The 25,869-nt window shown below is 72.4% G+C and carries 18 protein-coding genes and 1 pseudogene; 11 read left to right on the plus strand and 8 right to left on the minus strand.

Annotation, left to right across the window (positions count from 1 at the left end; translation table 11 throughout):
* Positions 1-780 precede the first annotated feature (780 nt).
* The 4 genes from WMF36_RS05645 (at position 781) to WMF36_RS05660 (ending at position 5,567) form a co-directional block, all read left to right on the plus strand.
* Positions 781-1,749, plus strand: coding sequence for a hypothetical protein (locus tag WMF36_RS05645; RefSeq protein WP_437582066.1), 969 nt, complete (start codon positions 781-783; stop codon positions 1,747-1,749).
* A gap of 25 nt (positions 1,750-1,774) precedes the next feature.
* A complete protein-coding gene (locus WMF36_RS05650; RefSeq protein WP_437578579.1) occupies positions 1,775-1,987 on the plus strand; it encodes a DUF2169 domain-containing protein in 213 nt (70 codons plus the stop codon).
* A gap of 305 nt (positions 1,988-2,292) precedes the next feature.
* Entirely contained in the window at positions 2,293-2,808 is a 516-nt protein-coding gene (locus WMF36_RS05655) for a hypothetical protein (protein ID WP_437578580.1), read from the plus strand.
* Between the two features lie 461 nt (positions 2,809-3,269).
* Positions 3,270-5,567 carry a LamG-like jellyroll fold domain-containing protein gene (locus WMF36_RS05660; protein ID WP_437578581.1) on the plus strand — a complete coding sequence of 766 codons (2,298 nt, stop codon included), beginning with the start codon at positions 3,270-3,272 and terminating at the stop codon, positions 5,565-5,567.
* 42 nt (positions 5,568-5,609) lie between these two features.
* Here WMF36_RS05660 and WMF36_RS05665 read toward each other — a convergent pair whose 3' ends face one another.
* The 6 genes and pseudogenes from WMF36_RS05665 to WMF36_RS05690 form a co-directional block, all read right to left on the minus strand.
* On the minus strand, positions 5,610-7,442 hold the full coding sequence (locus WMF36_RS05665; RefSeq protein WP_437578582.1) for a sigma 54-interacting transcriptional regulator: 1,833 nt from the start codon (positions 7,440-7,442) through the stop codon (positions 5,610-5,612).
* 213 nt (positions 7,443-7,655) lie between these two features.
* Complete coding sequence (locus WMF36_RS05670; protein ID WP_437578583.1) at positions 7,656-7,970, minus strand: GIY-YIG nuclease family protein; 315 nt, start codon at positions 7,968-7,970, stop codon at positions 7,656-7,658.
* The gene (locus tag WMF36_RS05675; protein ID WP_437578584.1) at positions 7,967-10,297 is read right to left on the minus strand and encodes a tetratricopeptide repeat protein; all 2,331 of its coding nucleotides are present in this window, start codon (positions 10,295-10,297) and stop codon (positions 7,967-7,969) included. The genes WMF36_RS05670 and WMF36_RS05675 overlap by 4 nt, the downstream gene beginning before the upstream one ends.
* Before the next feature lie 11 nt (positions 10,298-10,308).
* On the minus strand, positions 10,309-11,157 hold the full coding sequence (locus WMF36_RS05680; RefSeq protein ID WP_437487136.1) for an SDR family oxidoreductase: 849 nt from the start codon (positions 11,155-11,157) through the stop codon (positions 10,309-10,311).
* 141 nt (positions 11,158-11,298) lie between these two features.
* Positions 11,299-11,526, minus strand: coding sequence for a DUF4351 domain-containing protein (locus WMF36_RS05685; RefSeq protein ID WP_437578585.1), 228 nt, complete (start codon positions 11,524-11,526; stop codon positions 11,299-11,301).
* Between the two features lie 58 nt (positions 11,527-11,584).
* A pseudogene (locus tag WMF36_RS05690) lies at positions 11,585-11,767 on the minus strand (Rpn family recombination-promoting nuclease/putative transposase); the annotation flags it as partial.
* Positions 11,768-11,913: 146 nt separating this feature from the next.
* Between WMF36_RS05690 and WMF36_RS05695 the strand changes: the two are divergent.
* Positions 11,914-14,808, plus strand: a complete 2,895-nt coding sequence (locus WMF36_RS05695) for a protein kinase domain-containing protein (protein WP_437578586.1) — start codon at positions 11,914-11,916, stop codon at positions 14,806-14,808.
* Positions 14,809-14,892: 84 nt separating this feature from the next.
* On the opposite strand, the gene WMF36_RS05700 is transcribed toward WMF36_RS05695, so the two are convergent.
* Positions 14,893-15,702, minus strand: a complete 810-nt coding sequence (locus tag WMF36_RS05700) for an SDR family NAD(P)-dependent oxidoreductase (protein WP_437578587.1) — start codon at positions 15,700-15,702, stop codon at positions 14,893-14,895.
* Positions 15,703-16,234: 532 nt separating this feature from the next.
* Between WMF36_RS05700 and WMF36_RS05705 the strand changes: the two genes are divergently transcribed.
* The 6 genes from WMF36_RS05705 to WMF36_RS05730 all read left to right on the plus strand — a co-directional run bounded on the left by WMF36_RS05705 (position 16,235) and on the right by WMF36_RS05730 (position 24,290).
* Positions 16,235-18,508, plus strand: coding sequence for a heparinase II/III domain-containing protein (locus WMF36_RS05705; RefSeq protein ID WP_437578588.1), 2,274 nt, complete (start codon positions 16,235-16,237; stop codon positions 18,506-18,508).
* Between the two features lie 7 nt (positions 18,509-18,515).
* Positions 18,516-19,709 (plus strand): glycoside hydrolase family 88 protein, encoded by a 1,194-nt coding sequence (locus tag WMF36_RS05710; protein WP_437578589.1) that lies wholly within the window; start codon positions 18,516-18,518, stop codon positions 19,707-19,709.
* A 243-nt stretch (positions 19,710-19,952) separates the two neighbouring features.
* Positions 19,953-20,705 carry an ABC transporter ATP-binding protein gene (locus WMF36_RS05715; RefSeq protein ID WP_437578590.1) on the plus strand — a complete coding sequence of 251 codons (753 nt, stop codon included), beginning with the start codon at positions 19,953-19,955 and terminating at the stop codon, positions 20,703-20,705.
* Positions 20,702-21,823 carry an efflux RND transporter periplasmic adaptor subunit gene (locus WMF36_RS05720; protein WP_437578591.1) on the plus strand — a complete coding sequence of 374 codons (1,122 nt, stop codon included), beginning with the start codon at positions 20,702-20,704 and terminating at the stop codon, positions 21,821-21,823. Before WMF36_RS05715 ends, WMF36_RS05720 begins: the two co-directional genes overlap by 4 nt.
* Positions 21,820-23,046 (plus strand): ABC transporter permease, encoded by a 1,227-nt coding sequence (locus tag WMF36_RS05725; RefSeq protein ID WP_437578592.1) that lies wholly within the window; start codon positions 21,820-21,822, stop codon positions 23,044-23,046. The genes WMF36_RS05720 and WMF36_RS05725 overlap by 4 nt, the downstream gene beginning before the upstream one ends.
* Entirely contained in the window at positions 23,043-24,290 is a 1,248-nt protein-coding gene (locus WMF36_RS05730) for an ABC transporter permease (RefSeq protein ID WP_437578593.1), read from the plus strand. The genes WMF36_RS05725 and WMF36_RS05730 overlap by 4 nt, the downstream gene beginning before the upstream one ends.
* Positions 24,291-24,337: 47 nt before the next feature.
* On the opposite strand, the gene WMF36_RS05735 is transcribed toward WMF36_RS05730, so the two are convergent.
* Complete coding sequence (locus WMF36_RS05735; protein ID WP_437581856.1) at positions 24,338-25,624, minus strand: MFS transporter; 1,287 nt, start codon at positions 25,622-25,624, stop codon at positions 24,338-24,340.
* Between the last annotated feature and the right edge of the window lie 245 nt (positions 25,625-25,869).

The raw sequence follows: 25,869 nt of genomic DNA on the forward strand, positions 1-25,869 counted from the left end.
GCATCGGCGAGCTCGCGGCGGCGCTGCGCGAGGCCCTGGCTCCGGCCGCGCAGGCGGCGTTTGACGGCGCGACGATCGCGCATCCTGTGCGGCCGAGCGTGGCCTCGGCGCCGGACCTGCGGCCGCCGAGCGTGCCTTCGCCGGCGCTGGAGCGAGCGTCCGCAGCGCCCCTGGGCCCTTCGCTGATATCGACCATCCAGGTGGAGGCGCCTGCCGCGCCCCTCGCGGCCACGCCGGAGGGGGCGAGTACGACCGTCGATCCGAGCACGACCGCCAGCGAGCCCACGCCGGCGCTCCACGAGTTCAGCGCGCGGAGAGCGACCGGCGGCGCGCCGGCCCCGCGCCGGAAGACGGCGGGCATGGCCGTCGGCGCAGCGGTGGGGCTCGCAATCCTGGGCGGCGGGGCATGGTTCGTCCTCGGTCGCTCCTCCGGGACTGCTGCTGCGCCTGCGTCGGCGGCGCCGGTTGCCGCGGCGCCCGTCGAAGCTGCGGCGCCTGCCGGTGCCGCGGCGCCTGCGCCGCCGCCGAGCAGCACGGCGGCGATCGTCGCGGGCGAGGCATCGCAGCAAGGCCCCGCTCCTTCGAGCACGCCCTCCGCGCCAGCTGCCCCCGCCGCTCCGAGCCCCCGCGCGGCCGTGGGCGCCGGGCCCGACGACCCAGCGTCCCACCCTCTGGTAACCTGGCGCCATGCCAGGTCTCCCGTTACGCCCCTGCACGCTCGCCTTGACGCTGCTGCTCGTCCCCGCAGCTGCGCGTGCGCAGGCAGCCGATTCAAAGGCCATGGCGGCGGCCCAATCCCTCTTCGAGCAGGCCGTCGAGGAGATGGACAGGAAACAGTACGCGAGCGCCTGCCCCAAGCTCGAGCAGACGACGCAGATGCTCCCCGAGGCGCTCGGGGCGAAGGAGACGCTGGCGAGGTGCTACGAGGCCCAGGGCCGGCTCGCGAGCGCGTGGGCGCAGTACGGGCTCGTGAACGCGCTGGCGAGCCGCGCCGGTCAGACCCAGCGCGCCGTCGCGGCGGGCAGGAAGGCGGCGGCCTTGAAGCCGAAGCTCGCGACCTTGACGGTGGAGCTGCCGGACGCCGTCCGTGGCCTGTCAGGGCTCTCGATTGCAAGCGACGGGCTCGCGCTCGGCGCCGCCGTGTGGGGGACGGCGCTGGCGGTCGACAAGGGCGAGCACGTGATCGAGGCCAAGGCGCCGGGGTATCGCCCCTGGTCGAGCAAGGTCGTGATCGGCGAGGATGGCGCGCACGCGCGCGTGGAGGTGCCCATGCTTGAGAAGGAGGAGGCTGCTCCGCCGCCTGCGCCCGCGGCCGTGATGCCCGCGCCCGCGCCCGCGGCCGTGATGCCTGCGCCCGCGCCTGCGGCCGTGATGCCTGCGCCGGCGCCCGCGGCGCGCCCCTGGCAGCGGCCTGTCGGCTTCGCGGCGACCGTCGCCGGGGCCGCGGGGCTCGGGGCGACCGGGGTGCTCGCGGCGCTCGCCGTCGGAAAGAAGAACGCGAGCAACCAGGACGGTCATTGCGACGCGCTGAACACGTGCGACGAGACCGGGCTCGACCTGCGCGCTCAGGCGAGGGGGTTCGGGAACGGGGCGACCGCAACGCTCGTGGTCGGCAGCGTGCTGGCGGCGGGCGGCGTGGTGCTGCTCGTCACCGCGCCTCCCCGGAAGGACAGGCCAGAAACGACGGGCGCCATCCGCTGGGGAATCGACGTCTCGCCGGCGCGGGTCGGGGTGCAAGGAGCGTGGTGAAGGCCGGATCGACGAGCTTGCCCAGGTGCACGGGCAAACGTCGGTCCTCGCCTCGCAGCAGGAGCCGCTCCACGCAGGCGTCCCCTGGGGCGACGCCCCCGGATCGAGCCTGCACACGCCCGGCGATCACGCGCCGACCAGGCCCCGGTTCGACATCCTGCTGAGCGGGCATGTCTCCGCGCCTGCCCGCCGGCCGACCTGCGGCCTCCTGATCGGTCGTAGGGGTCCATCGGGATAGAGGACGTCCGGGCGTCCAGTGCAGCCGGAGTGCCACGTCGCCTCTTCGCGGCGTCAAGCCCTCCCGGCGACGAAGTAGGCAAATTTTGCGTACTTGGGCCGCGAGCACGAAAGCAAGCTTTGCCGAGTCGGCAAGAGCTGCTCGGCCACAGGCGCCTTCACGCTCGCGGCCCGGTCGAGGACAAGCGCTTTCGGTCGGAAGCGCGCCTGTTGAACAACATGGCACGAGCCCTGCAAGGCGGCCGTCGACCCACCGAGTCTCGACATGAGCGTGAACGACTCGGGAACGACGTTGAGTGGAGAACCATGAAAAGCATTTCGATGTTCGCAAGGATCATGACGCTCGGCGGGCTCGGACTCGTCGTCGCCGCATGCGCCGTGGATCGCGCCGGGGAAGGCCCCGCCGACTCCAGCGCTGCCGAGGAGAGCTCCGCGATGGTCGCACCTCAAAAGGCCGGCGCAAAGGAGCAGCTCGATATCGCCCTGGAGGAGAGCGGTCTGACAGAAGCAGAGTTGATTGATTACGCGATTCAGGCCGAAGCAGAGCGTTCGTGCGACGACGCGCGCTTGATCGTCGAGGAGATCCACAGCGACGGAACGCAGCGCGTCCGAAAGGCGCTTCCTCTCGAAGAGGCGGCCATCGCGGCGAGCGCCGCGGCCGGCCCCTGTCCGGCGACATGCACCATCTGCGGTGGAGATTGCTTGTTCGGGGGAGTCGTGAACAAAGCGGGGAAAGTGGTCTGGGACGGAGCGTCGTGCTGGTGCCAGGGCACCATCTATCCCTGGGATTACTGGAACTCGTGCGCGCCGTCGTGCCCCTAGTCTGACCGCCCCCCGGCTCACACGTAGTCCGGGCGGTGAACGCTCACGGACCGTGCATCAGGCTCACCAGCGAGAACGCGGAGCTGCTGACGATTTCCGCGAGGCCGGCCTCTTCCGACTGTGCCAGGCCGGATAGTGAGCAGCACACCGCTCATCGTGCTGCGCAGCGCCGAGCGCAAGCCTTGTGTCATGCTGCGCGCCGGGCAACGAGCGGAGCGCGCCGGCGCCGAGCAACGCTTGCCGAGGTGAGCAAGACTTGCGTTCGCGCTGCGGCGCGGTGAGCAACGATTGCGTGATCGGCGCTGCGCCCGCGCGCTGCCCCGGCGCCGCGACCTGGCCCGCGAGTTGCCAAATGGGTGGCGAGGGATGGCGAGGGATGGCGAGGGGTGGCGAGGGGTGGCGGCTTGCAGCTCAACATTTCACAGCGAGACAGCGCAATGCAACTTCAACGTGGCTCTTCGATGACAAGGGATATCGGCGACGCGCCGCGCGCGGCCCAGCCGGACGCCGCGGGCGTCCTCTCGGCCCCCGCACAGCGGACGGGGCGATCGCGCCTGCGTCGGGCCACGGTGGCCCTCGCGGCGACGTTCGTGGCGGGCTGCGCGGACACGGCCGAACCGCTCCAGGCCGAGCCGGTCGCCGCTGAATCGGCGCGTCTCATGGCCTCTCCGCCGTCGCCGGTCGCGCTGTGGCACCTGGATGAGGATTGCTCGAGCACGACCGTGATCGACGATTCGGGCAACGGCGCCCACGGCGTGAGGCACAACGGGGCAGGGTGCGGCGCAGGCCGCGTCGATCGGGCCGCCGCCTTCGACGGCGCCGACGATCGCATCGAGATCCCGGACCGCCCAGCCTTCCACTTCACGACGCAGATGACCGCCGCGGCGTGGGTGAACCCGTCGAGCACCACGGGCCACCGGACCATCGTGAGCAAGTGGTACGCGATGGATTCGTACGCGCTGTTCCTGCAGGACGGTCAGTTCGGGTTCAGCATCGCTCTCCCCGGCAATGGCTGGGGGACCACGGTCACCGTCGCCGCCCCGGCGAGCCCGGGCGTGTGGTCGCACGTCGCGGGGGTCTACGACGGGACGCGCGTCTCGCTCTACGTGAACGGCGCCCTCGTCGCGTCGACCGCCGTCTCGGCAGAGCCCCGCGCGCTGCAGGACTCCACGCGGCCCATCGTCATCGGCAATCACCCCTCCTGGAACGCGTACGCAGGGACGATCGACGAGGTGCGCCTCTACGATGTCGCGCTGACCGCCCCGCAGGTCAAGGCGCTCACCAGGGACATCTACCATGTCGCGACCACCGGGCTCGACACGAACCCAGGCACGCTGGCCAGGCCCTTCAAGACGCTCGTGAAAGCGGGGCAGATGGCGCAAGCCGGCGACACGGTCTATGTCCGCGGCGGCACCTATACCACGGACAGCACGAGCCCGGTGAAGCTCGACCACCTCGGCACCGAGGAAGAGCACATCGTCTTCCAGCCCTATCCCGGCGAATCGGTCGTGCTCGACGGCAGCCTGGGAGGAGGCAGCAACGAGAACATCCTGCAGATCCGAGGAGCGTACTACGACATCCTCGGGTTCGAGATGCGCGACGCAAAAGGCGTCGCGATCAGCCTCTGGAAGTGGGATGGGTCGAGCAGCGGCCGGCATATCCGTATCGCAGGGAACACGATCCACGGCTCGTTCAAGGGCGCCGTCTATCCCGGGCACGAGTCGACCCATATGCGGTTCGAGAACAACGTCGTCTACGACAACGTGAAGATCAACGCAGACAAGCGCCTGTTCTGTCACGAGGGCGGGTGGCCGTCGGCGGTGAACCTGACGCGGGGCGACGACGTGGTCGTGGGCAACACCATCTACGAGAACTTCGGGGAGGGGATCGGCGCCTACGGGACGAACCACCACGTCGCCGACAACGTGCTCCACGACAACTACAGCGTCGATCTCTACCTGAACAACCTCGCCGACTCCACGATCGAGCGCAACTTCATCTACTCGCTGAGCAAGCCGGCGTTCCACCGGCCCTACTGCCCGGACGGCGTGAGCTGCCCCGATCGACCCGCTGGCGACACGGCTTGCTCGTGGGCCGGGGACCTGCGGATCCCTGCCGCGGCGGTGGGGATCGCGCTCGCGAACGAGGACCCGGGCGACGTCCTGCTGGACAACAACCGCGTCCGGAACAACATCGTCGTCGGTCCCGGCCCCTCATCCGTCCCCCGCCGCACAGTCCTCCAGCTGAGCGCGTGGGGCGGCACGGGGCCGAGCGATATGGGTCGAACCAGGATCGAGAACAACACGGTGGTTGGCTCGGGAGACGCGGAGCTGTTCGGCATCCGGGGCCCCGCGCCCTCCGCCGCGGGCGGGCGAGCCCAGGTCGTCAACAACATCTTCTACCAGCTGAGCAGCGACAGGCCGCTGACGAGGTTCAGTCACACCGTCAGGATCGACTTCGCCAGCAACAACTGGTTCGGCGGCAACGGAAGCTCCTCGCCGGGAGGCTCTGGGCAGAGCGCGAGCGACGTGGTCGGAGATCCGATGCTCGTCAACGAGAACGGCATCGATCCCGCCGACTTCCGGCTGCTGGGCGATTCACCCGACAGGAACCGGGGGACGCTGCTCGTCGATGTCCAGGGGGACTTCTTCGGCACCCCACGCCCTCAGGAGAGCGCCCACGACATCGGCGCCCACGAGGTCGTCGCCGGCTCCCTGGACGAGGAAGAAGCCCTGTCCGGCCGGCCGAGCGCTCGATGAGTGGACCGGATGCCGGCGAGGCGCGCTGGGTGACCGGCGCTCTCAGGACGGACGCTTCGCCGGCCGCACCGCGAGGCCGTACTGCTTCAGCTTGAACACGAACGTGCGCGTCGGCATCCCGATGAGCTCCGCCGCGCGCGTCTGCACCCCGCCCGTCGCCTCGAGCGCCTCCTGCATCCGCCGGCGCTCCAGCTCCTTCAGCTCCTCGGCGATCGGCCGGAATCGCGGCGGCGCCCCCGGCGGCGAGGAGGGCGTGCCCCCACCGGCCGCCGCGCCCCCGCCCGCCGCCGCGCCCCCACCGGCCGGCGCCGCGGCCCCTCGCCCCACGATGCGGTCCGGCAGATTCCATAGCTCGACGACCTCGCTCTCCGCCGTCGCCGCCGCGAACTCCATCGCATTCTTCAGCTCGCGCACGTTGCCAGGGAACGCATAAGCGGCGAGGGTCGACTGCGCGGCCTCCGAGAGCTCGACCGGCGCCTTGCCGCCCCGGGCGCGCGCCTCGGCCAGGAAGAGGCGCGCCAGGATCGGCACCTCGCGCGGCCGGTGCCGGAGCGGCGGCAGCTCGACCACCGCCGTGCTCAGCCGGAAGAGCAGGTCCTCCCGGAAGCGGCCCGCGCGGCTCTCGGCCTCGAGGTTGCGGTTCGTCGCCGCCACGATGCGGAAGTCGACCTCGCGCTCGCGCACGTCGCCGAGGCGCGTGATCCGCTTCGCCTCGAGCGCGCGCAGCAGCTTGGCCTGCGCGCCGAGCGGCAGCTCGCCGATCTCGTCGAGGAACACCGTGCCGCCGTGCGCGCGCTCGAGCAGGCCCGGCTTCGGCGCCCGCGCGTCCGAGAACGCGCCCCGCTCGTACCCGAACAGCTCGCTCTCGACGAGCGTCTCCGGGAGGGCCGCACAGTTGAGGGTGATCAGCGGCTTGCTCGCCCGCGCCGACCAGTGGTGCAGCGCCGCCGCGGCGTTCTCCTTGCCGGTCCCGGTCTCGCCCAGGACGAGCACCGAGAGCTCGCTCGCGGCGAGCCGGCGGACGAGCTCGAACACGCGGATCATCGCCGGATCCGCGAGCACGACCTCGAGCTCGCCGACGCGGTGCCGGACGGCGGTGTCCGCGGCGACGGCCACCGTACCCGGCCCCGCGATCGAGGCCGCGGCGGCGGCGCCGGAGACGAGCGTCTCGGCATCGCCGCCGTCGGCCGGGTACGCAGCGACCCCGCCCCGGGTCCCGGGCGCGAGCGGCGCGAGCACCTCCAGCAGCTCGAGCGTCGCCGCGCGCGCCGCCTCGGCCCCGAGCTCGGGCATCAGGACGACGAACTGCGCGCCGCCGTCCCAGGCGAGGACGTCGATGAGCCGCAGCGCCGCCGCGGCCGCGGCCCCCGCGACCGCCTTGTCCCGGACGCCGCCGGTCGACACGACGGCCACCGCGAGCGGCCTGCCGTAATCGCCCGCGCGCTCGATCTCTTCCTCGAGGCGCCGGCGCCAGCGGCCCGCATCGACGAGGGCGCGGTCCGGCGCCCGGGGCTCGCGCCGGAGGATCAGCACGGCGTCGCCGATCGTGACGATGTCGCCGGACGAGAGGAGGCGCGATCCCTCCAGGCGCTCGCCGTTGACGAGCGTTCCATTGTGGCTCTTCAGGTCGATGACCTGCACCTCGCCGCCCGTGACGAGGAACTTCGCGTGCCGCCGGGACGCCGCCGCGGCGGTGACGCAGATCGCCGCGTCGGAGGAGCGCCCGACGAACAGCACCCCCTCCCTCGGCAGCGGGCACCGCCGCGACGAGGATCCGTCGATCACCAGGAGATAGGCGTCGGCGTCCAGGTCACCGCCGGAGAGCTCGCTTTGTTGGAGGCTCTCGGTCTTCGCGCTCGAGGTCGACTTCCTCACCGTATCTCCTCATTCACGATGATACCTCGGCCCGGAGAACAGCGCTTCGACGCGGCTCGGCCACGAAGATGCGCGGAGCGAGAGAACGACGCCTACGTCATCGGCCGCGGCCTGCTCGGCATCGGCAGTGGCCGCCGGGTCCTGGGCGTCGTGGGAAAGGCTCGGGTAAAGACGAGCCCCCTCCCCGGGGGCCGGGCGGCTCGGCGACCCCTCTCACGACGTCGACGCGCTACCCCGCGCGGCGCGGCCCGCCGCGAGCGCCATCCCCGGCGCCCCTGTCCTCCCCGCCGCGAGCGCCTCCTTCCCCGCGCGCCCCATCCGCCGGATCGCCGCCTCCCGCCGCAGCGCCTCGCCCTTGCCGGCCGCCGTCTCCACGTGGACCACCGCGAGCGGCCCCCGGCCGCGCGTGTACCGCGCCCCGCGCCCCGCCGCGTGCTGCGCGAAGCGCGCCTCCACGTCGCGGGCGATGCCCGTGTAGAGCGACCCGTCGCCGCAGCGCAGGATGTACACGTGCCAGGCCTCGGTCACTCCTTCGGCCCCTCGTTGTAGCCGCGCGGCCGGTACTTCGGGTCGACGCCGCCGTGCTTCGCGCCGTTGTCGAGCGTGTCGATCGCGAGGTACGCGAGCCACGTCCCCGGGTGCTCCTCGGCGAGCTGCCGGAGCTCCGCCTCGTACGCCGTGAGCCGCTGCTCGTCGTGCAGGCACTGCAGCGCGAGCGCGATCAGGCTCAGCTCGTTCGGGCCGAGCTCCATGCCGCGCCGGTAGTGCGGGAAGGCCTCGTCGGGGCGGTGCATGCGGCAGAGCGTGTCGCCCGTGTACACGTGGGCCATCGGCCAGCTCGGGGCGAGCTCCGCCGCGATCTTGCTCTCGGCGAGCCGGGCCGGGAGGTCGCTGCGGGCGCCCTTCATGACCGAGTAGTTGAGGTGCGCCTTGGCGCTGTTCGGGACGGCCTCCTTCGTCGCCGCCCAGAAGTCGAGGTCGTTGCGGTAGTCCATCGCGTGCCGGTAGGCCTGCGCGCACTGGAAGCCGAAGAAGAGCACGAACAGCGCCGGCGTCACCCACGCCCGCCACGACCAGCGGGCGCGCGGCGCGAGGGTCGAGCCCGCGAAAGCCTCGTGGAGCCACGAGAACGCGACGGCGAGGACCAGCGACGAGCCGATGGCCGGGAAGTACCAGAAGCGCTCCGCGCGCACCGTCGGCAGGACGACCGGGATGTTCGAGTGCGGGAAGTAGCTGACCACGATCCAGGTCAGCCCGATCGCCACGAGGCACAGCCCCGCGTAGCCGCGGCGCAGCGGCACCCAGACGCTCCGGTCCGCGGTCGCGGGGCAGGGCAGGGGGCGCGTGCCCTCGACGAGCAGCCCGAGCCCGAGGAGCAGCGCGGGCAGGAACGGCAGCGGCCAGAGCACGAGCGGCAGCGCCCGGAGCAGCGGAACGCGCCCCGCCGGGCGGAGCACCTGCCAGTCGTACGCGGCGAGCGCCGCCGCCCCGGCCGCGAGCAGCGCCCCCGCCAGGAGCAGCGACCACCGCCGCGACGTCGCCTGGCCGCCGTCGACGAGGAAGGCGGCGCGCACCGAGCGCCGCTCGCGCCGCTCGATGTGCTCGCGGCGGAGGGCCGCGATCCAGAGCGCGAGCGAGCCGAGCGGGGGCAGCGCCATCATCGCGGCGCCGGCGACGCTGCCGAAGAAGACCAGCCGGTCGGGCGTCGGCTCCTGCGGGTACGAGTAGTCGCCGCTGAGCGTCCACGGGAACACGAGCTGGGTGAGGCCGCGCCAGTAGACGCGCAGGGCGCCGGCGATCCGGTGCGGGGTGTCCGCGGTGCTGAGCGGGTTGTTGAGCGGATCGCGCGGCAGGGGCGCCTGGTGGAACCAGACGAGCAGGTCGTGCAGCGCGCGCTTCACGAGCGGCGTGCCTTCCGCGAGCGGCGTCGTGAGCTCGGCCGGCAGGGGCGACGGGAACCAGCGCCGCCGGAGCTCGACGTACAGCACGAACGCCGCGCCCGCGGCGAGCAGCGCGAGCAGCGACCGGACGAGCCGCGCCGGCCGCGTGGGGTGCGTGAGGGGCGCCGCGATCAGCGCGGCGAACGGGATCAGCGGCACGCAGACGAGCGCGCTCTCCTTGGAGAAGAGGCCGAGGAGCACCGCCGCGAACACGCCGAACGGCATCGCCCACCCGGGCAGCGTCAGGGCGGCGAGGGCGGCGATCGCGCCCATGCCCCCGAGCACGTCGGCGATGCCCACGATGCCGCTGACCGCCTCGGTGAGGACCGCGCAGCCGACGAAGATGAGCCCGGTGAGATAGGCGAGCCCGCGCTTGCGCGTGAGCCAGAACGTGACGCACGTGAGCAGCGCGCCGTTCGCTGCGTGGAAGAGGACGTTGTAGAAGTGATGGAAGAACGGCTGCTTGGTGACAGCCCAGACGGTGCGCCAGAGGAGGTTCGGCAGCGGGCGGTAGGAGCCGACGCTCCGGTCGGGCGGCAGCCCCCAGAAATCGCGGTGGATCGCGTCGATGAAGCGGAGCCCGCCCTTCGCGTTCACGTACGGGTTGGCGAGGAGCGCCTCCTGCTCGTCGAAGATGTAGTTCGTCGACGGAGCGCGCGTGAAGAGGATGACGGCGATCACCGCGAGCGGCGCGAGCGCCGACAGGAAGGTCGGGTCGAGCGCGAGGAAGTAGTCGCGCACGCGCCGGGCGACCCGCCCGAGGAAGGTGGTCGGCTCGGCCGGCGGCTGCGCGGACGACGGCGGCGCGGACGACGGCGGCGGCCCGAACGGCGGCGCCATCGCGTCGGCGAGCGCGTCGGAGGTGGGCTCCGGCGCGGCCTGCTCGCCGGCGGCGTACGGGGACGGGTAGGTCACGCTGCGCCCCTTCAGCCCTTGCCGTCCGGCGGAGCGCCCGGCGCGCCCTCCGGCTCGGGGATGGACCAGATGTCGCCCCAGAGCGGCTGGCCGCCGTCGATGCCGTAGACCGCGCCGGTGATGAAGTCGTTCTGGTCGCTCGCGAGGAAGACGATGAGCCGCGAGACCTCCTCCGGGGCGGCGAGGCGCTTGAGCGGGGTGGCGCGCCGCGCGAGATCGAGGAGCTCGTCGCCGTACTGCGACGTGCCGCTCGACCGGATGTTGCTGCCGGGGGCGACGGCGTTGACGCGGATGCCGAGCGCCGCCCACTCGACGGCGAGCGAGCGCGTCAGGTTCTCGACGCCGGCGCGCGCGGCGCCGGTGTGGGCCATGCCCGGGAAGCCGCGGCTCACCGACGCGGTGACGTTCACGACGCGGCCGCGCTGGGCCGGGATCATCGCCCGCCTGGCGACCTCGCGGGTCATGAAGAAGGTGCCGTTCAGGTTGTTGCGGACGACCGCCTCCCAGCCCTTCGGGGTCATGTCGATGGCCGGGCTCGGGAACTGGCCTCCGGCGTTGTTCACGAGGACGTCGATGCGGCCGAAGCGCTCCAGGACCTGGCCGACGAAGGCGGCGATCTGCTCCGGCTCGCGGATATCGCACGGCGCGGCGAGCACGCCGTCGCCGGGGACGCCGTCGCCTTCGAGCGTCTTCGCCGCTGCCTCGAGCTTGTCGGGCTTGCGGCCGCAGATCGCGACCTTCGCGCCGAGGTGAGCGAGCTCGCGCGCGCACGCGAGGCCGATCCCGCTGCCCCCACCGGTGACGATCGCTACCTGGTTTCCGAAGAGTCCTGGGGCGAAGATCGAGCGCACCTGGGTCACGCCCCGCGTTTACAACGGGTCAGCGGGCGGCGCCACAAGCTGGGCGGTCCCGGGGTGTACCCGGCGTTCCAGGCAGAACGGCCGTCGTTCGGGGGCGCTGGCCCGCCCGGCCCCGGCGGCCGGGGCGGATTTCGCCATGGCTCAGCGATCGCCCAGCGCGTCTGCCAGGGTCGTCGCGGTCAGCACGCGGTCGAACCACCGATCCAGCTGCGGGATGTCGGCGCTGTTCACGCGTGCGGCAACGTCCTCCGGAAGCGCGCCGAACCGCGCGCCGAGCAGCCTGAGCAGCGTGTGCTGCAGCCCTTCGCGCCGCCCCTCTTGCAGCCCTTCGCGCCGCCCGTGCTCCACCAGCTTGTCGGCCACCGACACGATTTCCTCCTTCCCTTCGTCTCCCACCGCAGCCAGGAGCCGCTGCTGGCGCGAGCTTCAACGACTTCCAGTCGATCCGCGCCGCCAGGGTGGGCGGCAGCAGCTGCCGCAGCTCACCCGCCGCGTGCTCCACGTTCGAAAAGGCGGTCTTGAACAGCGCGTCGTGGACGTTGGGCTGCATCGCTCGGCCCTCATCCTGCATCACTGTCGCGCCGCCGGCACCGCCTTTTGAACCACACATTTTCGAACGAATTGGCTCACTTGCGCGCAATCACGACGTCCCTGTCCACCTCGGAGCTGCCCTCGCCTCTGCGCACGATCCCGACGCCCTGGCGGGGCAAACCCTGCGGTGGGCCGCACACGGCGCATGCTATCGTCGCTCTCCTCATGGAGTTTGCGCACCCTGAAGGTCACGTGATCGCCGATCGGTATCGCCTCATTCGCGTGCTCGGCCGCGGCGGCAACGCGATCACCTACGAGGCGGAGAATCTCTCGACCCGGGGGCGCGTCGCCGTCAAACAGCTCCTGATCTGGAAGCGCGCGGAGTGGAAGGCCCTCGATCTGTTCGAGCGCGAGGCCAGGGTCCTCGCGAACCTCACCCACCCCAGCATTCCTCGCTATGTCGATTACCTCAAGCTCGACAGCGAGCAGGGCCCTTGCTTCTATCTGGTGCAGGAGCTCGCGCCGGGGCGACCGCTCTCGGCATGGGTCAAGGACGGATGGCGCGCCGACGAGGCCGAAGCGTCGACCATCGCGCGGCACATCCTGCGGACGCTGCTCTATCTCCAGGGCTTCAGCCAGCCCATCGTCCACCGCGACATCAAGCCGCAGAACGTCCTCCGGCACGAGGACGGCTCCGTGTACCTCGTCGATTTCGGCGCGGTCGCCGAGGCGCGGGACACGGCCTCAGGAGGGAGCACGGTGGTGGGCACGTACGGCTACATGGCCCCGGAGCAGTTCCGCGGCCGCGCCGTACCCGGGAGCGATCTCTACGGGCTCGGCGCCACGCTGCTCCACGTGCTCGCCGGCCGCGATCCCGCGCATCTGCCCCAGAAGGGCATGCGGCTCGACGTCCGCGGCAGCGTCCAGGTCTCGCCCCCCTTCGCCGACTGGCTCGATCGCATGCTCGATCCCGACCTGGAGCGCCGGTTCGCCACGGCAGGGGAAGCGCTCCTCGCGCTCGATCGGCCGCCCGGGAACGCCCCCCGGCGGGGCCTCCTCGCGGCGGCCGCGGTCGCCCTCGGCCTCACGGCTGCCGGCGGCGCGGCCGCGGTCTTCATCGGCACCCGATCGGCTCCCGCCCCCACGCCGGCCGTCTCGCGCGCCGCGCCCGATACGCCCGCGATGGCCGCCGCGAACGAGCGGGCGCACCTCGCCCCTCTGCTCACGCTCTCGGGCCACTGGTCCGCGATCTTCGAGGTCGCCTATCACCCCGGGGGCAAGCGCCTCGCGAGCGGCAGCAACGATCTCGTGCTCAAGCTCTGGAACCTCGATGATGGCCAGACGCTGCGCTCCTTCGCCGGGCACACCAAGCGCATCGGAGGGATCGCGTTCACGCCGGACGGCAAGACGCTCGTGTCCGCGGCCGACTCCACGGTGCGGCTCTGGAACGCCGAGTCCGGCGCGCCGCTGAAGACGCTCGGCGCCGGGGCGGGGGTCATCACCGATCTCGCCATGTCCGCCGACGGCGGCCGGGTCGCCGTCTCGAGCATGGATGGGACCGTGCGGGTCTTCTCGCTCCGGACGGGCGAGAGCGAGAGGACGTTCCAGAACGGCGGGCGCGTCCTCTCCGTCGCCGCGACGGCCGACGGCGGCGTGGTCCTGAGCGGCGACGACCGCGGCGCCGTCAGGATCTGGTCGGTCGAGACGGGCGGGGAAATCGGCGCGCTCTCGGGCCACGCCGGCGCGGTGAACCGCATCGTGATCGCGCCCGACGGCCAGACCGTGATCAGCGCGAGCGACGATCGGACGATCCGCCTCTTCCACCTCGGCAGCCGGAAGCCGCTCAACACGCTCTCCGGGCACACCGACGAGGTCTGGTCGCTCGCGCTCTCGCCGAACGGCGACACCCTGGTGAGCGGCGGCAAGGACGACATGCTCCGGATCTGGGACGTTTACTCGGGCAAGCTCAAGAGAGAGCAGCGCGCCGGCTTGAACGGCGTGATCGCGCTCGCCTTCCACCCCGGCGGCGCGCAGTTCGCCGCGGGCGGCGGGAACAACCAGATCCGCATCTGGGCGGCGCCGGGCAAGGTGTGGAGGCCGCCGGTGCCGCCCGCCGACTACACGCCCGAGCCCGTCGCCGCAGAGCCGTCGCCCTCCGTGGAGGCGTCGCTGGTCCGCGACGCCAACGCGCTGCTCGACGAGGGCAGGTCGCAAAAGGTCTACCAGCAGGCGCGCGAGCTCCTCGAGCAGGCGCTCCGTACGAATCCCACCTACGCGCCGGCCCACGCGGCGCTCGGCCGCGCCGCGTACAAGAGCGGTTATCTCCGGGGCAACGAGTACGAGCCCGACAGCCTGGTGCGCGCCCACGAGCACACGGACAAGGCGCTGGCGCTCGATCCCAAATGCGTGGACGCCCAAGTGGTCAAGGGCTGGGCCTACATTTTCCAGAAGAACTACGGCGCGGCGCGCAGGAGGGTCGAGGCCGCGGAGGCGCTCCGTCCCGACGCCGACGACGTGCTCCTCCTCTCGGCCGGCCTCGCCGAGCGCGAGGGGAAGACCGAGGAGGCCCTCGCGCGCGCGAAGCGGATCATCGAAACCAGCAAGGACCCGCGGGTGCTGGCGCGCGCGTACGACACCCTCACCGACGTCTACAAGGCCATGCGTGAGTGGGACGCGGTGGAGGATACGTACCTCGCGATCGTTCGCCTCGATCCGAAGTCCTCCTGGGCCAAGGGCAACTACGCCGCCTTTCTCACGCGGAGAGAGGAGCACGATCGGGCGGTGGACATGGCGCGAGCCGCCCTCGCCACGGCCGATTACCCCATCGGGCGCACGATCCTGGCCAGCGCGCTGTGCGGCAAGGGCCGGCAGCTCCTCGCCCGGCAGGACCTCGAGGGCGCGCGGGCGCAGTTCCTCGCCGCGAGGGAGGCGCACCCGGGGAGCGCCGAGGCGCCGCACGGGATGGCGCTGTACCTCCGCGCGCGGGCGGAGCAGGAGCAGGAGACGCGCGCCGAGCTCCTCGCCGAGGCGAAGAAGCACCTCGAGGAGGCGCTGCGGCTCGATCCCAAGCATCCGGGCGCGCGGGAGGCGCTCGCGGCGCACGACCGCCCCGTGCGTTGAGCGGCGGGTATCGGCTCCCGGCGCTGAACGGCGTCCGGCTCCTTTGGCGCCGAGCGTCCGAACGGCGCGGCGCGCTCGATTCGATCAGAGCGCCCTGCGCATCACCTGGCGCATCACCACGTCCTGGAGCAGCTCGGGGATGGCGCGCTTCAGCCGCCAGACCCAGCGGCCATCGCGGTGAGGCACGGCGTAGAGGCGGCCGGCGTCGACCGCTTCGACCGCGCGCCGCGCCACGTAGTCGGCCTGGAGCCCCTCGCGCCCCATGAGCTTCTCGGCGGTCGCCTTCATGGGCCCATCGAGGCCGCGCCCGCTCGAGGCGATCTGCGTCCTGAAGAAGGTCGGGCACAGGACGGTGACCCCGACGCCGTGGGGGGCGAGCTCGAGCCTCAGCGTCTCCGACAGGGCGACGACACCGGCCTTGGTCACGCAGTAGGGAGCGATGCCCGGCACGGAGATGAAGCCGGCGGCGGACGCGACGTTCAGGAAGTGTCCGCTCCGCTGCTCCTTGAAGCGCGGCGCGAACGCGTGGCAGCCGTGGATGACGCCCCAGAGGTTGACGCCCATGACCCACGCCCAGTCCGCGAGCGGGATCTCGCCGACCTGCCCGCCGGCGCAGACGCCCGCGTTGTTCACGACGAGATCGACGCCGCCGAGCGCGCGATCGGCCTCGCCCACGAGCGCCGCGACGTCCTCGCTCCGGCTCACGTCGCAGCGCACCGCGTGCGCCTCGCCGCCGGCCCCGGCGACGAGGCGCGCCGTTTCCCGGGAGCCTTCCTCGTTGAGGTCGGCGAGGAGCAGCTTCGCCTGACGGCCCGCGAGCTCGATGGCCAGCGCGCGGCCGAGGCCCGAGGCGGCGCCGGTGATGACGGCGCGGGGGTGCTTGGGGAGGGGCATGACGAAGGCGCATATCATGAAGGCTGTCCCGCGTGGCGTCCGCCCCCCCACGCGCGAGCCCCGCACGCGTCGCGCTGCGATCATGAGCTCTCTCAGGGCTTCCCCTCACGCTTTGGACACAAGGCAAGGCGCCAAGCACACCAGAGGAAGACCGTGCGGTCGCTCCGCTCCGCGCATCGCGTCCTGCCACAGCAGGCGGACGCTCGCGCAGGATTGCACCACCTGAGCGCGTCGCGCCCCTCACGCCCAGGAGCCTGCGGGCGCGCTCGACGCCGCCCGCGCCGACGCGCCGCAACAGGCTCTGCTCTGCTCTGCTCGCTCGACGCGCGCCTCGAGATCATCCGGTGAGGGTCGCGTCTGCCCAGATGGCAACGGAGGCTGATCGGATTACATCGGATTCCGTCATGACGGGGGATGTGGTGACCGCCCCCACGCCCGCGAGATATCGAGCCGATCCAGGCCGGCGCGAGCTGATACGCTGCTGCAGCTCGCGCACGAGCGCCTTCCTGTCCAGCCCTCGCCCGATCCTGCCATGCAATCACGGTCCCACGGCGTGTCTCTCTCCATCCGAACCCTCCGTCGTACGCACGCGGCGCGCGCGGCCCTCGCGACGCTCGCGCTCGCGGCCGCCGCGTGCGGGCCCGACGTCCCCGGGCCGGGCCAGCAGCGGGACACCGGCGTCCACCCGCGGCTCCTCGCGCGGCCCGAGCACCGCGACCTGCTGCGCTCTCGCGTCGATCGCGAGCCCTACGCCTCGATCCTCGCCACCCTGAAGCGCCGCGCCGAGCGCCCGTACGCGGAGGACCCGGACCCGGCCTCCTGGGACCACAGGACGAACGGCGACAACGCCTCGACGGCGCAGGCGAACGCCCTCCTCGCCTGGGCCTTCGAGGACCAGGCGGCGGCCGCGAAAGCGCGCGATTTCCTGCGCCGGCTCGAGCCCGATTGGGACACGAACTCGGTCCTCGATATCAACATCCGGATGGCGAAGACCCTGATGGGGTACACGAACGCGTGGGACCTCCTGAGCGCCACGCCGTGGCTCCCAGACGAAGAGTCCGCCGAGGCGGAGCGCAAGATCACCGAGATCACCGGCCAGCTCTTCGCCAAGTACGTCGAGCACGATTTCTATCGGAATCTCCTGCTGCTCCCCGCGCAGAACAACCACCCGATCCGGACCGCCGACGCGATCGGCTATGTGGCGCTCGCGTTCCCCGGGCACCCGTCGGCCGCGACCTGGTGGAACTGGTCGATCTCGGAGCTCGCCTACCTCTGGGGCCCGGACGGCCAGTACGTGCAGCCCGACGGCGGCGCCTCCGAAGGCCCGTACTACGCCGGCTTCGCCTGGGGACCCACCGCGGCGTTCTTCATCGCCCTCGACAACGCGCTCGAGGGGCCCGTGGCCTTCGCGCGCGACTGCCGCACCCGCTCCGACGAGGACCCGTGGGCCGGACACGGCTGCGTCGACGGCGAGCAGGCCACGCTCGAGCTCCCGCTGCGCGGCGGGCTCTTCACGAAGTCCGTCGACTGGTCGCTCTCGCTGCGCCTGCCCTGGGGCAGCCGCCCCCCGGCCGACGACGGCGTCTTCACCGCGTTCAACGGGAGCCCGCTGCTCACCTCCTTCGGAGGCAGCGGGGCGTATCGCTGGGACTGGGAACAGAACCGCGACAGCCCCCAGGACATGGAGTTTGGCAGCGACCTCATCGCCCATCACCTTGTCTACATCGACGACGCGGCGGCCGCCGAGGAGCCGCCCTTCCTGACGCGCTTCATGCCCGACGCGGGCAATGCGGTGTTCCGCTCGGACTGGGGCGAGGAGGCGCGCTGGCTCCTGCTCCTCGCGGAGCACGGCTCGGCGCGCAAGGCGCTCCACGACCACGTGGACGGCACGTCCTTCTCGCTCGCCGCCTACGGAGAGTACCTGTTGATCGACCCCGGCTACTACAAGCCCGATTCGCTCGACAACGCGAAGACCAGCCAGTCGCCGTCGCACAACGTCATCCTCATCGACGGCCGATCCGCGCCCGACAAGGGGGTGTTCAACAACTTCGGCGACGCGGACGCCTGGATCCGGAACACCCACGACGGCGCCGCCGTCGAGTACGCGGAGGCGCACCAGGACTACCAGGACACGCACGTCGAGCGGTCCGTGGCCTTCATCGACGGCCGCTACTTCGTGGTGGGCGACCGCCTGGCGACGTCGCACCCGGCGGCGCGCGCGCACGCGTGGCGGCTGCACGGCTACGCGGGGCTCACCTCCGGGGGCAGCTTCGAGCTCCTCCCCGACGGCGCGCGCTGGGAGCGGGCGCGGGCGGGCGTCGAGGTGCGCGTGCAGTCGACCGCGCCGGGGCTGGCCGTCGTGGAGCCGCCGTACACGCCGCTCACCGTGCCCCACGTCCACGAGTTCGAGAAGGACCGCAAGGCCGCCGACCACGCCGTCATCGACGCCACGGTCGAGGCCGAGGCGCCGGGGTTCCTGGCGGTGCTCCTGCCCTACAAGGTCGGCGCGGACAGCGGCCCCGACGCGCCCCTCCGGGCGGCGCCGATCGAGCCGGGGCCCGGCATCGTCGCCTGGCAGATCGAGAGCGACGGCGGGACCGACGTCGCGATCCTCCGGGGCGCGGGTGCCTCGGAGAAGCTCACGCTCCCCGGTGGGCAGGTCCTCGAGACCGACGCGGAGCTCGTGGTGCTGCGGCTCGAGGGCGAGCGGCCGTTCGCGCTGATGGCCCGGGGCACGCGGGTGCTCCTCGACGGAGCCCCTCGTGTGACCGCGCCCGACGCCACGGGCGTCGCCGTGGAGGAGTGAGGTGCCGATGGCCGCCCTGTCGCGCATGTCCCGCAGGCTGCCGCGCCTCCGCGCGCTGCTCGTCGCCGCTGCCGCGAGCTCCGCCGCGGCGGCCGGCTGCTCGAGCGACCCGGGCGGCCCCGGAGAGGCGTGCACGCCGACCTCGCCGTCGGCAGAGGACGCGTTCGCGCGCGAGCGCGCCCCCGGCTCCGAGAGCATCGCGCTGGCGCGCGCCGTCGCCGACCGCTGGATCGCCGAGCACCCGGCGGAGTCGCTCCTGTGGGACTGGGGCGAGGGCACGGTCATGCTCTCGCTTGTCGAGCTCTACCGTGTCACGCAGCATGCCCCGTACCGGGACTACTACCGGCGCTACATCGACCGGCACATCGAGTACGGCTACGAGATCACGACCAGCGACCGCTGCCCGCCGGCCACCGCCGCGCTCGCGCTCCACGCGGAGTCGTGCGCTGCGCCCTACGAGAAGATCGTCACCGACGTGCTCCGCTACCTCTACGAGGAAGCGCGCCGGACCGAGCAGGGCGGCATCAGCCACCTCGGCGTGTCGCCGCTGTTCGAGCCCACGCTCTGGGTCGACTCGCTGTTCATGTTCGGCAACGTGCTCATCCGCGCCGGCGACGCGCGGGCGCTCGACGAATTCTCGAATCAATTCCATATCTTCGCATCGCTCCTCCAGGACGGGCCGGGGCTCTTCAGGCACGCGTACAACTGGGCGACGCCGCAGGACCCGGACGTGTACTGGGCGCGCGGCAACGCCTGGGTCACGGCGGCCGGCTACGAGTACCTCCGCGTGCGCGCGGCGCGCGGCGAGCGCGACGAGGCCGTGGCCGCGTCGCTCGATCGGCAGGTCGCGGCGGTCCTCGCCGCGCAGGACCCGGGGACCGGCCTGTGGTGGACGATCCTGGACCGCCCCGGTGAGATCTACCTGGAGACGAGCGCGACGGCCCTCTTCGCCGCCGGGCTCGCCCGCGGGCTCCGCCACGGCTTCCTCGACGCCGCGGTGCGCCCCGCGATCGACAGCGCCATGGCGGGCGTGCGCTCGCGCATTGAGGAGGACGCGTCAGGGCGCCCGGTCGTCACCGGCATCTCCGGCCCCACGACGGTCGGCAGGCTCGACGACTACGCGGAGGTCGAGCTCCGCGACGACATCTCGTACGGCGTCGGGGCCGTCGTGCTGGCGCTGGTCGAGACGTCGGGGCTGTAACGCCGCGTTCTGCCGGTCTTCCGGCCACGTCGCTCCCCCGCCGCGTCCGTGCGCTCCGGTTGCTTCGCTGCCGCTCTTCGCCTACGCCTCACCGCGCCAACTGGCCTTCACGGCACGATGGTGGGAGCAACAAGCGCGGCGCGCCCTGGGACCTCAGGCCCGCGCCGGGCGAACGCAGGGCGAACCCAGAGATCGGGCGCGCCGCGGCCGAGGACGTCGCGCCGACCGCCGCCGAGAACCCCCATGTCTCCACTCGTGAAGCTCGAGGCGATCACCAAGATCTACTGGATGGGCGAGGTGGAGGTGCAGGCGCTCCGCGGCGTCTCCCTGGAGCTCTCCCGGGGCGAGATGGTCGCCATCATGGGCGCCTCGGGGTCGGGCAAATCGACGACCCTGAACGTCATCGGCACGCTCGACCGCCCCACCGCCGGCCGGTACCGCCTCGACGACGAGCCCGTCGAGGAGCTCGACGAGGTCGAGCTCGCGCGGCTCCGCAACCGCAAGATCGGGTTCGTCTTCCAGTCGTTCAACCTCCTGCCGCGCGACAGCGCCCTCGCGAACGTCGAGCTGCCCATGGTCTACGCCGGCGTCCGCCCGGTCGAGCGCCGCGCGCGGGCCGAGCGCGCCCTCGCGCGCGTCGCGCTCGAGGATCGGGCGCACCACCTGCCAAACCAGCTGTCCGGTGGCCAGCAGCAGCGCGTCGCCATCGCCCGCGCCATCGTCAACGAGCCGCCGCTGCTCCTCGCGGACGAGCCGACGGGCGCGCTCGACTCCGCCACGAGCCGGCAGGTCATGGAGCTCTTCTGCGCCCTGCACGCGCAGGGCATGACCGTCATCGTCGTCACCCACGACCCCTCGATCGCCGACTACGCCACCCGCGTCGTCACCTTCCGGGACGGCGCCATCGTCGAGGACACCGGCCCGCGCGGCCGGCGCGTGGACGTCCCTGCGTCGCCTCCTGGACCGTCGTCGCCGCCTCCTGGAGGCGCCTCGTGAGCGCCCGGCGGCGGCGACGCATCTGGCCGTGGCTCGTCGGGGCCCTGGCGCTCGCCGGGACCGGCGCCGCTGTCGTCGCGATGACCCGCGGCGGCCCCCCGCCCATCGACCCCGCGCTCGTCGTGACCGCCAGGCGCGGCGACCTCGCCGTCGAGATCCTCGAGACAGGGCGCATCGAGGCCCGCGAGAAGGTCGAGGTCAAATCCAAGGTCGCGGGCCAGGTCGCCGAGGTGCTCGCCGACGAGGGCGCCCGGGTCGCCAAGGACCAGCTCCTGCTCGTGCTCGACCCGACCGACAACGAGCGCGAGGTCGCCCGCGCCGAGGCCGAGCTCGCCCAGGCCCGGGCCGCCGCGGCCTTCGCGAAGCGCGTCGTCGCGCGGCGGACCGCCGGCGTCGAGGGCAGCGTCATCGCCTCGGAGGAGCTCGACCTAGCCAAGCACGAGCTCGCCGAGAAGACCATCGCCATCCGGCTCGCCGAGGTCGCGCTGAGCGCCGCGAAGGACCGGCTCCGGTACACGAAGATCTACTCGCCCCTCGACGGCACGGTGATCCAGCGCAACATCGAGCCCGGCGAGGTCGTCACGCCGGGGGTGGAGTCGACCTTCGACGGCAAGGCGCTGCTCACCGTGGCCGACCTCTCGACGCTCGTGGTCAAGGTGGACCTCAACCAGATCGACGTGGCCAAGGTCGCGCTCGGCCAGCCCGCGACCCTGACGCTCGACGCCCTGCCCGGCAAGACGTACGCGGCCAGGGTCATCAAGATCGCGCCCGCCTCGGTGAAGCTCGAGGGGCGCGAGGTCGACGTCTTCCCTGTCGAGGCCGAGCTCTCCCACGTCGACGGCCTCATCAAGCCCGGCATGACCGCCGACGTGCGCATCCGGCTCGACAGCAGGCCGGGCGTGGTCTCCCTGCCGATCGAGGCCGTCTCCGACGAGGGCGGCAAGCCGCTCGTGACGCGCGTGGTCGACGGGCCCGACGGCGAGCAGACCACCGAGCAGGTCGAGGTCGCGCTCGGCGCGCGCAACGACCGCGAGGTCGAGATCGTGAACGGCGTTCCGGAGGGGGCTCGCGTGCTCATCAACCCGCCCTCGGCGGCCGAGAACGAGACCAGGATGTGAGGTGGGCCGTCTACCTCGCGATCGCCGCCAAGGCGCTCTCGGCGCACAAGCTGCGGTCGCTCCTCACCGTCCTCAGCATCACCCTCGGCGCCTTCGCCATCGTCCTCATGACCTCGCTCGCCGAGGGCGGCCTGCTCACGCTGAGCCGCGGCATCGAGCAGCTCGGCGGGGCGCGCCTCCTCCTCGTCGCCCCGAAGGAGCCGGTGCGCGCCGAGCGGAAGAAGACGATGTACGTCACCGGCTTCACCCGCAAGGACCGCGACCGGCTCGCGCGCGGCATCCCCCACGTCGCCGAGCACGCCATGTACGCCATGCTCGGCTCGCGCGACGTGACCTCCGACGAGGGCATCGAGGACCGCACCGATCTCGTCGCGGCCGACAGCGGCTTCCTCGACGCCTTCCGGATGCCGGTCGCCCGCGGCCGGGCGTTCTCCGACGAGGAGGACCGCCGCCGCGCCCGGGTCTGCGTCGCCGGCTCGAAGCTCGCCGCGCGGCTCTGGCGCGGCGACCCGATCGGCCGGTGGGTCACGGTCGGGTCCCTGCGCTGCCGCGTCATCGGCGTGCTGGCCGCGAGCGAGCGGGTGGGCGTCGGCTTCGGCTTCAGCTGGGACGACCTGATCGTCGCGCCGATCGACACCGCGGCGGACGTCGAGAAGGACGTGAGCACCTCGGCGCTCCTCGTCATCAAGACCGATGACGTCCGCAACAACGACCCGGTGAAGCGCATCGTCAACGCGCTCCTCGTCGAGCGCCACCACGGCGTCGACGACTTCACCCTCCTCGATTTCAGCACCATCATGGAGAAATTCGAGGCGATGTTCGCCACGATGAAGGCGATCGTCGGCCTCATCGCGGGCGTCGCGCTGCTCATCGGCGGCGTGGGCGTGATGAACATGATGCTCGTCAGCGTCTCCGAGCGCGTCCGCGAGATCGGCATCCGCAAGGCGCTCGGGGCGGCGCCGCGCGACATCAGCGCGCAGTTCCTGTGCGAGGCGGCGCTGCTCTCCGGCTGCGGCGGCCTGCTCGGGGTCGCCGGCGGCGCGATCGCGGCCGAGCTCGCCTCGTCGGTCATCCGCCGCTTCACGCCGGGCTGGGTCGGCGCGGTCTCGACGTCGGCGGTGATCGCGGCGCTGCTCGTCTCCTTCGGCGTGGGCGTGGTCTTCGGGTGGCTGCCGGCGCGGCGCGCGGGCCGGCTCGACCCGGTGGCGGCGATGCGGCGATGAGGCTCGGCGACCTCCTCCACTCGACGCGCGCCGTCGTGGCCGACCGCACCCGCGCCGCGCTCACGCTGCTCGGCATCATCATCGGCACCGGCTCGATCGTGCTGCTCGCCTCGCTCCTCGCGGGCGGCGAGGAGGCGCTCCTCCGGGCGAGCCAGCAGGCCGTGGAGGCCGACCTCATCCAGGTCCACCCCTCCGAGGTGAGCGTCAAGGATCGGCGGCGCACCCGGCGCGATCTCTCGCGGGACGACGCCCGCGCGCTCGCCGCGTCGCGCGCCCTCGGCGGCGCCTCTGCCCTGAGCGAGTCGGTGCTCGCGACCGAGGCCCGCGTCGGCCCCAGGAAGAAGCGCGTCACCCTCGTCAGCGCGGCGCCGGCGGCGCCCGCGCTCTACGACCTCGAGCTCGATGCGGGCCGGTTCCTCGTCGCGGCGGATCTCGCGGCGCGGCGGCGCGTGTGCGTCGTCGGCCACGAGGTCTGGGCCGAGCTCTTCGGCGGCCCTCCCGCGCGGGCGGCGCAGGCGGAGCCGCTCCACATGGCGGCCGACGGGCACCTGTGGACGGTCGTCGGCGTGCTCAAGGACCGGCCGATCCTCGGCTCCACGGACGACACGAACATCTGGAACCGCAAGGTCCTCGTCCCGGAGACGACCTTCGACGCGCTGTACTCGCCGGCGCACCACACCGATCGCATCTATGTGCGGCAAGAGCCGCTCGCGGCCGTCCAGTTGCCGCTCGCCGCGCTCCGCGGCGTCATCGACGCGACGCTCCTGCGCCGCCATCACGGGGTCAAGAACTTCAGGATCGAGGACAAGGACAGCCACGCTCAGGAGCTGCTCGTCCTCGACATCATCAAGATGCTGCTGCTCAGCACCGGTGTCGTCGCCCTGGTGGTCGGGGGCATCAACATCATGAACATCATGCTCGTGACCGTGACCGAGCGGACGCGGGAGATCGGCGTCCGCCGCGCGGTCGGCGCCTCGCCCCGCGCGATCCTGCTGCAGTTCCTGTGCGAGGCGGCGGCCGTCTCGCTGCTCGGGGGCGTGCTCGGCGTGCTCTCGGGCGTGGCCCTGTCGTGGCTCGCCGGCGCGCTGCTCGCGCAGATGGTCGGCCGCTGGGCCTTCCATGTGGAGGTCTGGTCGATCGTCCTCGGCCTCGGCCTCTCGGCCACGATCGGCGTGGTGTTCGGCTTCTACCCGGCCTGGCGCGCCGCGCGGCTCGATCCGATCGAGGCGCTCCGCGCCGAGTAGCGCCCGTCTTCGGCGCCGCCCGCGGCGGCGCGCCGCGGGGCGGCCCCTCACGTCGCGGCGGCGGCCTCCGGCGTCTCGGCCCTGGCGGGGCTCTCCTCGTGATCTCGCCTCGCGTGCGGGAAGCGGTCCATGCGGCTCAGCACGGGGAAGCCGAGGGCCCACAGCGCCGCGACCACGAGGGTGGCGCTGCCGCCGAGGAGGATGGCGGGGAGCAGGCCGAGCCAGCCGGCGGTGAGGCCGGACTCGAACTCTCCGAGCTCGTTGGAGGCGCCGATGAACACCGCGTTGACCGCGCTCACCCGCCCGCGGATCGCGTCCGGCGTCTCGAATTGCACGAGGATGTGGCGGATATAGACGCTCACCATGTCGCCTGCGCCGACGAGGAACAGGGCGATGAGCGCGACGGTGAAGCTCCGCGTCTGCCCGAGGCCGATCGTGGCGAGCCCGAACACCACGACGCCGCCGAACATCCAGCGGCCGACCTGTCGCGTGATCGGCCGGAAGGCGAGGACGCCCGCGGTGAGCGCGGCGCCCACGGCCGGCGCCGTGCGGAGCATGCCGAGGCCGGTCGGGCCGGCCTGGAGCACGTCGCGCGCGTACGCTGGCAGGAGCGCGACCGCGCCGCCGAACAGCACCGCGAACAGATCGAGCGATATCGCGCCGAGCACCACCGGCCTCGACCAGACGAAGCGCAGACCCTCCAGCACCGCGTTGAACGACGCCGGCTCGGACCGCCTGGCCTGCTGGGTCGCGCGCACGAGGCCCATGAGCACGAGGGAGGCGAGGAGCAGCGCCGCGACGATCGCGTACACGATCGTCGACCCGGCGAGGTAGAGGAGCCCGCCCAGCGTCGGCCCGATGATGACCGCGACGTGGAAGCTCGACGAGCTGAGCGCGACCGCCTTGCTGAAGCTCTCGGCCGGCACCAGGTTCATCAGGATCGCCTGCTGGGCCGGCATCATGAAGGCGCGCGCGCTGCCGAACAGCACGAGCACCGCGAACACGGGCCACACCGCCTTCAGGCCCGACACGGTGAACGCGAGCAGCAGCAGCGAGCAGAGCAGCTCCGCCCCGAGGCCGACCGTGATGATGCGGCGCCGGTCGAACCGGTCCGCCGCCTGCCCGGAGGGGAGGATCAGGGCGAAGAACGGCGCGAACTGGGCGAGGCCGATGAGGCCGAGATCGAAGACGTCGCCGGTCAGCGCGTAGACCTGCCAGCCGATCGCGACGCTCTGCATCTGCACGGCGATCGCGGAGAGCAGCCTCGCCGCGAGGTAGAGCGCGAAGCTCCGGTGGCGCAGCACGCCGAGCCCGGTCATGTGGTTTGAAGACATCTCGACGCCGGCGGCGACCCTCGATGGGCAGTGTGGACTCACGCTCACGCTCGATGAGCAACAGCGCATGTCGCGACCGAGCCCGGGAGCCGCGCCACCGACATCAGCACGCGCCGCTCCAGCAACGCCCGCGCCACGAGGCCCGTGGAGCTCGTGCGAGCGCGATCCGGCCGCGATCCATGCGAGGACCCGCGGCCGCTGCTGCCTTGGCAGCAGCCGGTGTTGCTCTGCTGCGTCTCCACGAG

Source organism: Sorangium sp. So ce887, from assembly GCF_051521455.1.
Lineage (GTDB): Bacteria > Myxococcota_A > Polyangia > Polyangiales > Polyangiaceae > Sorangium.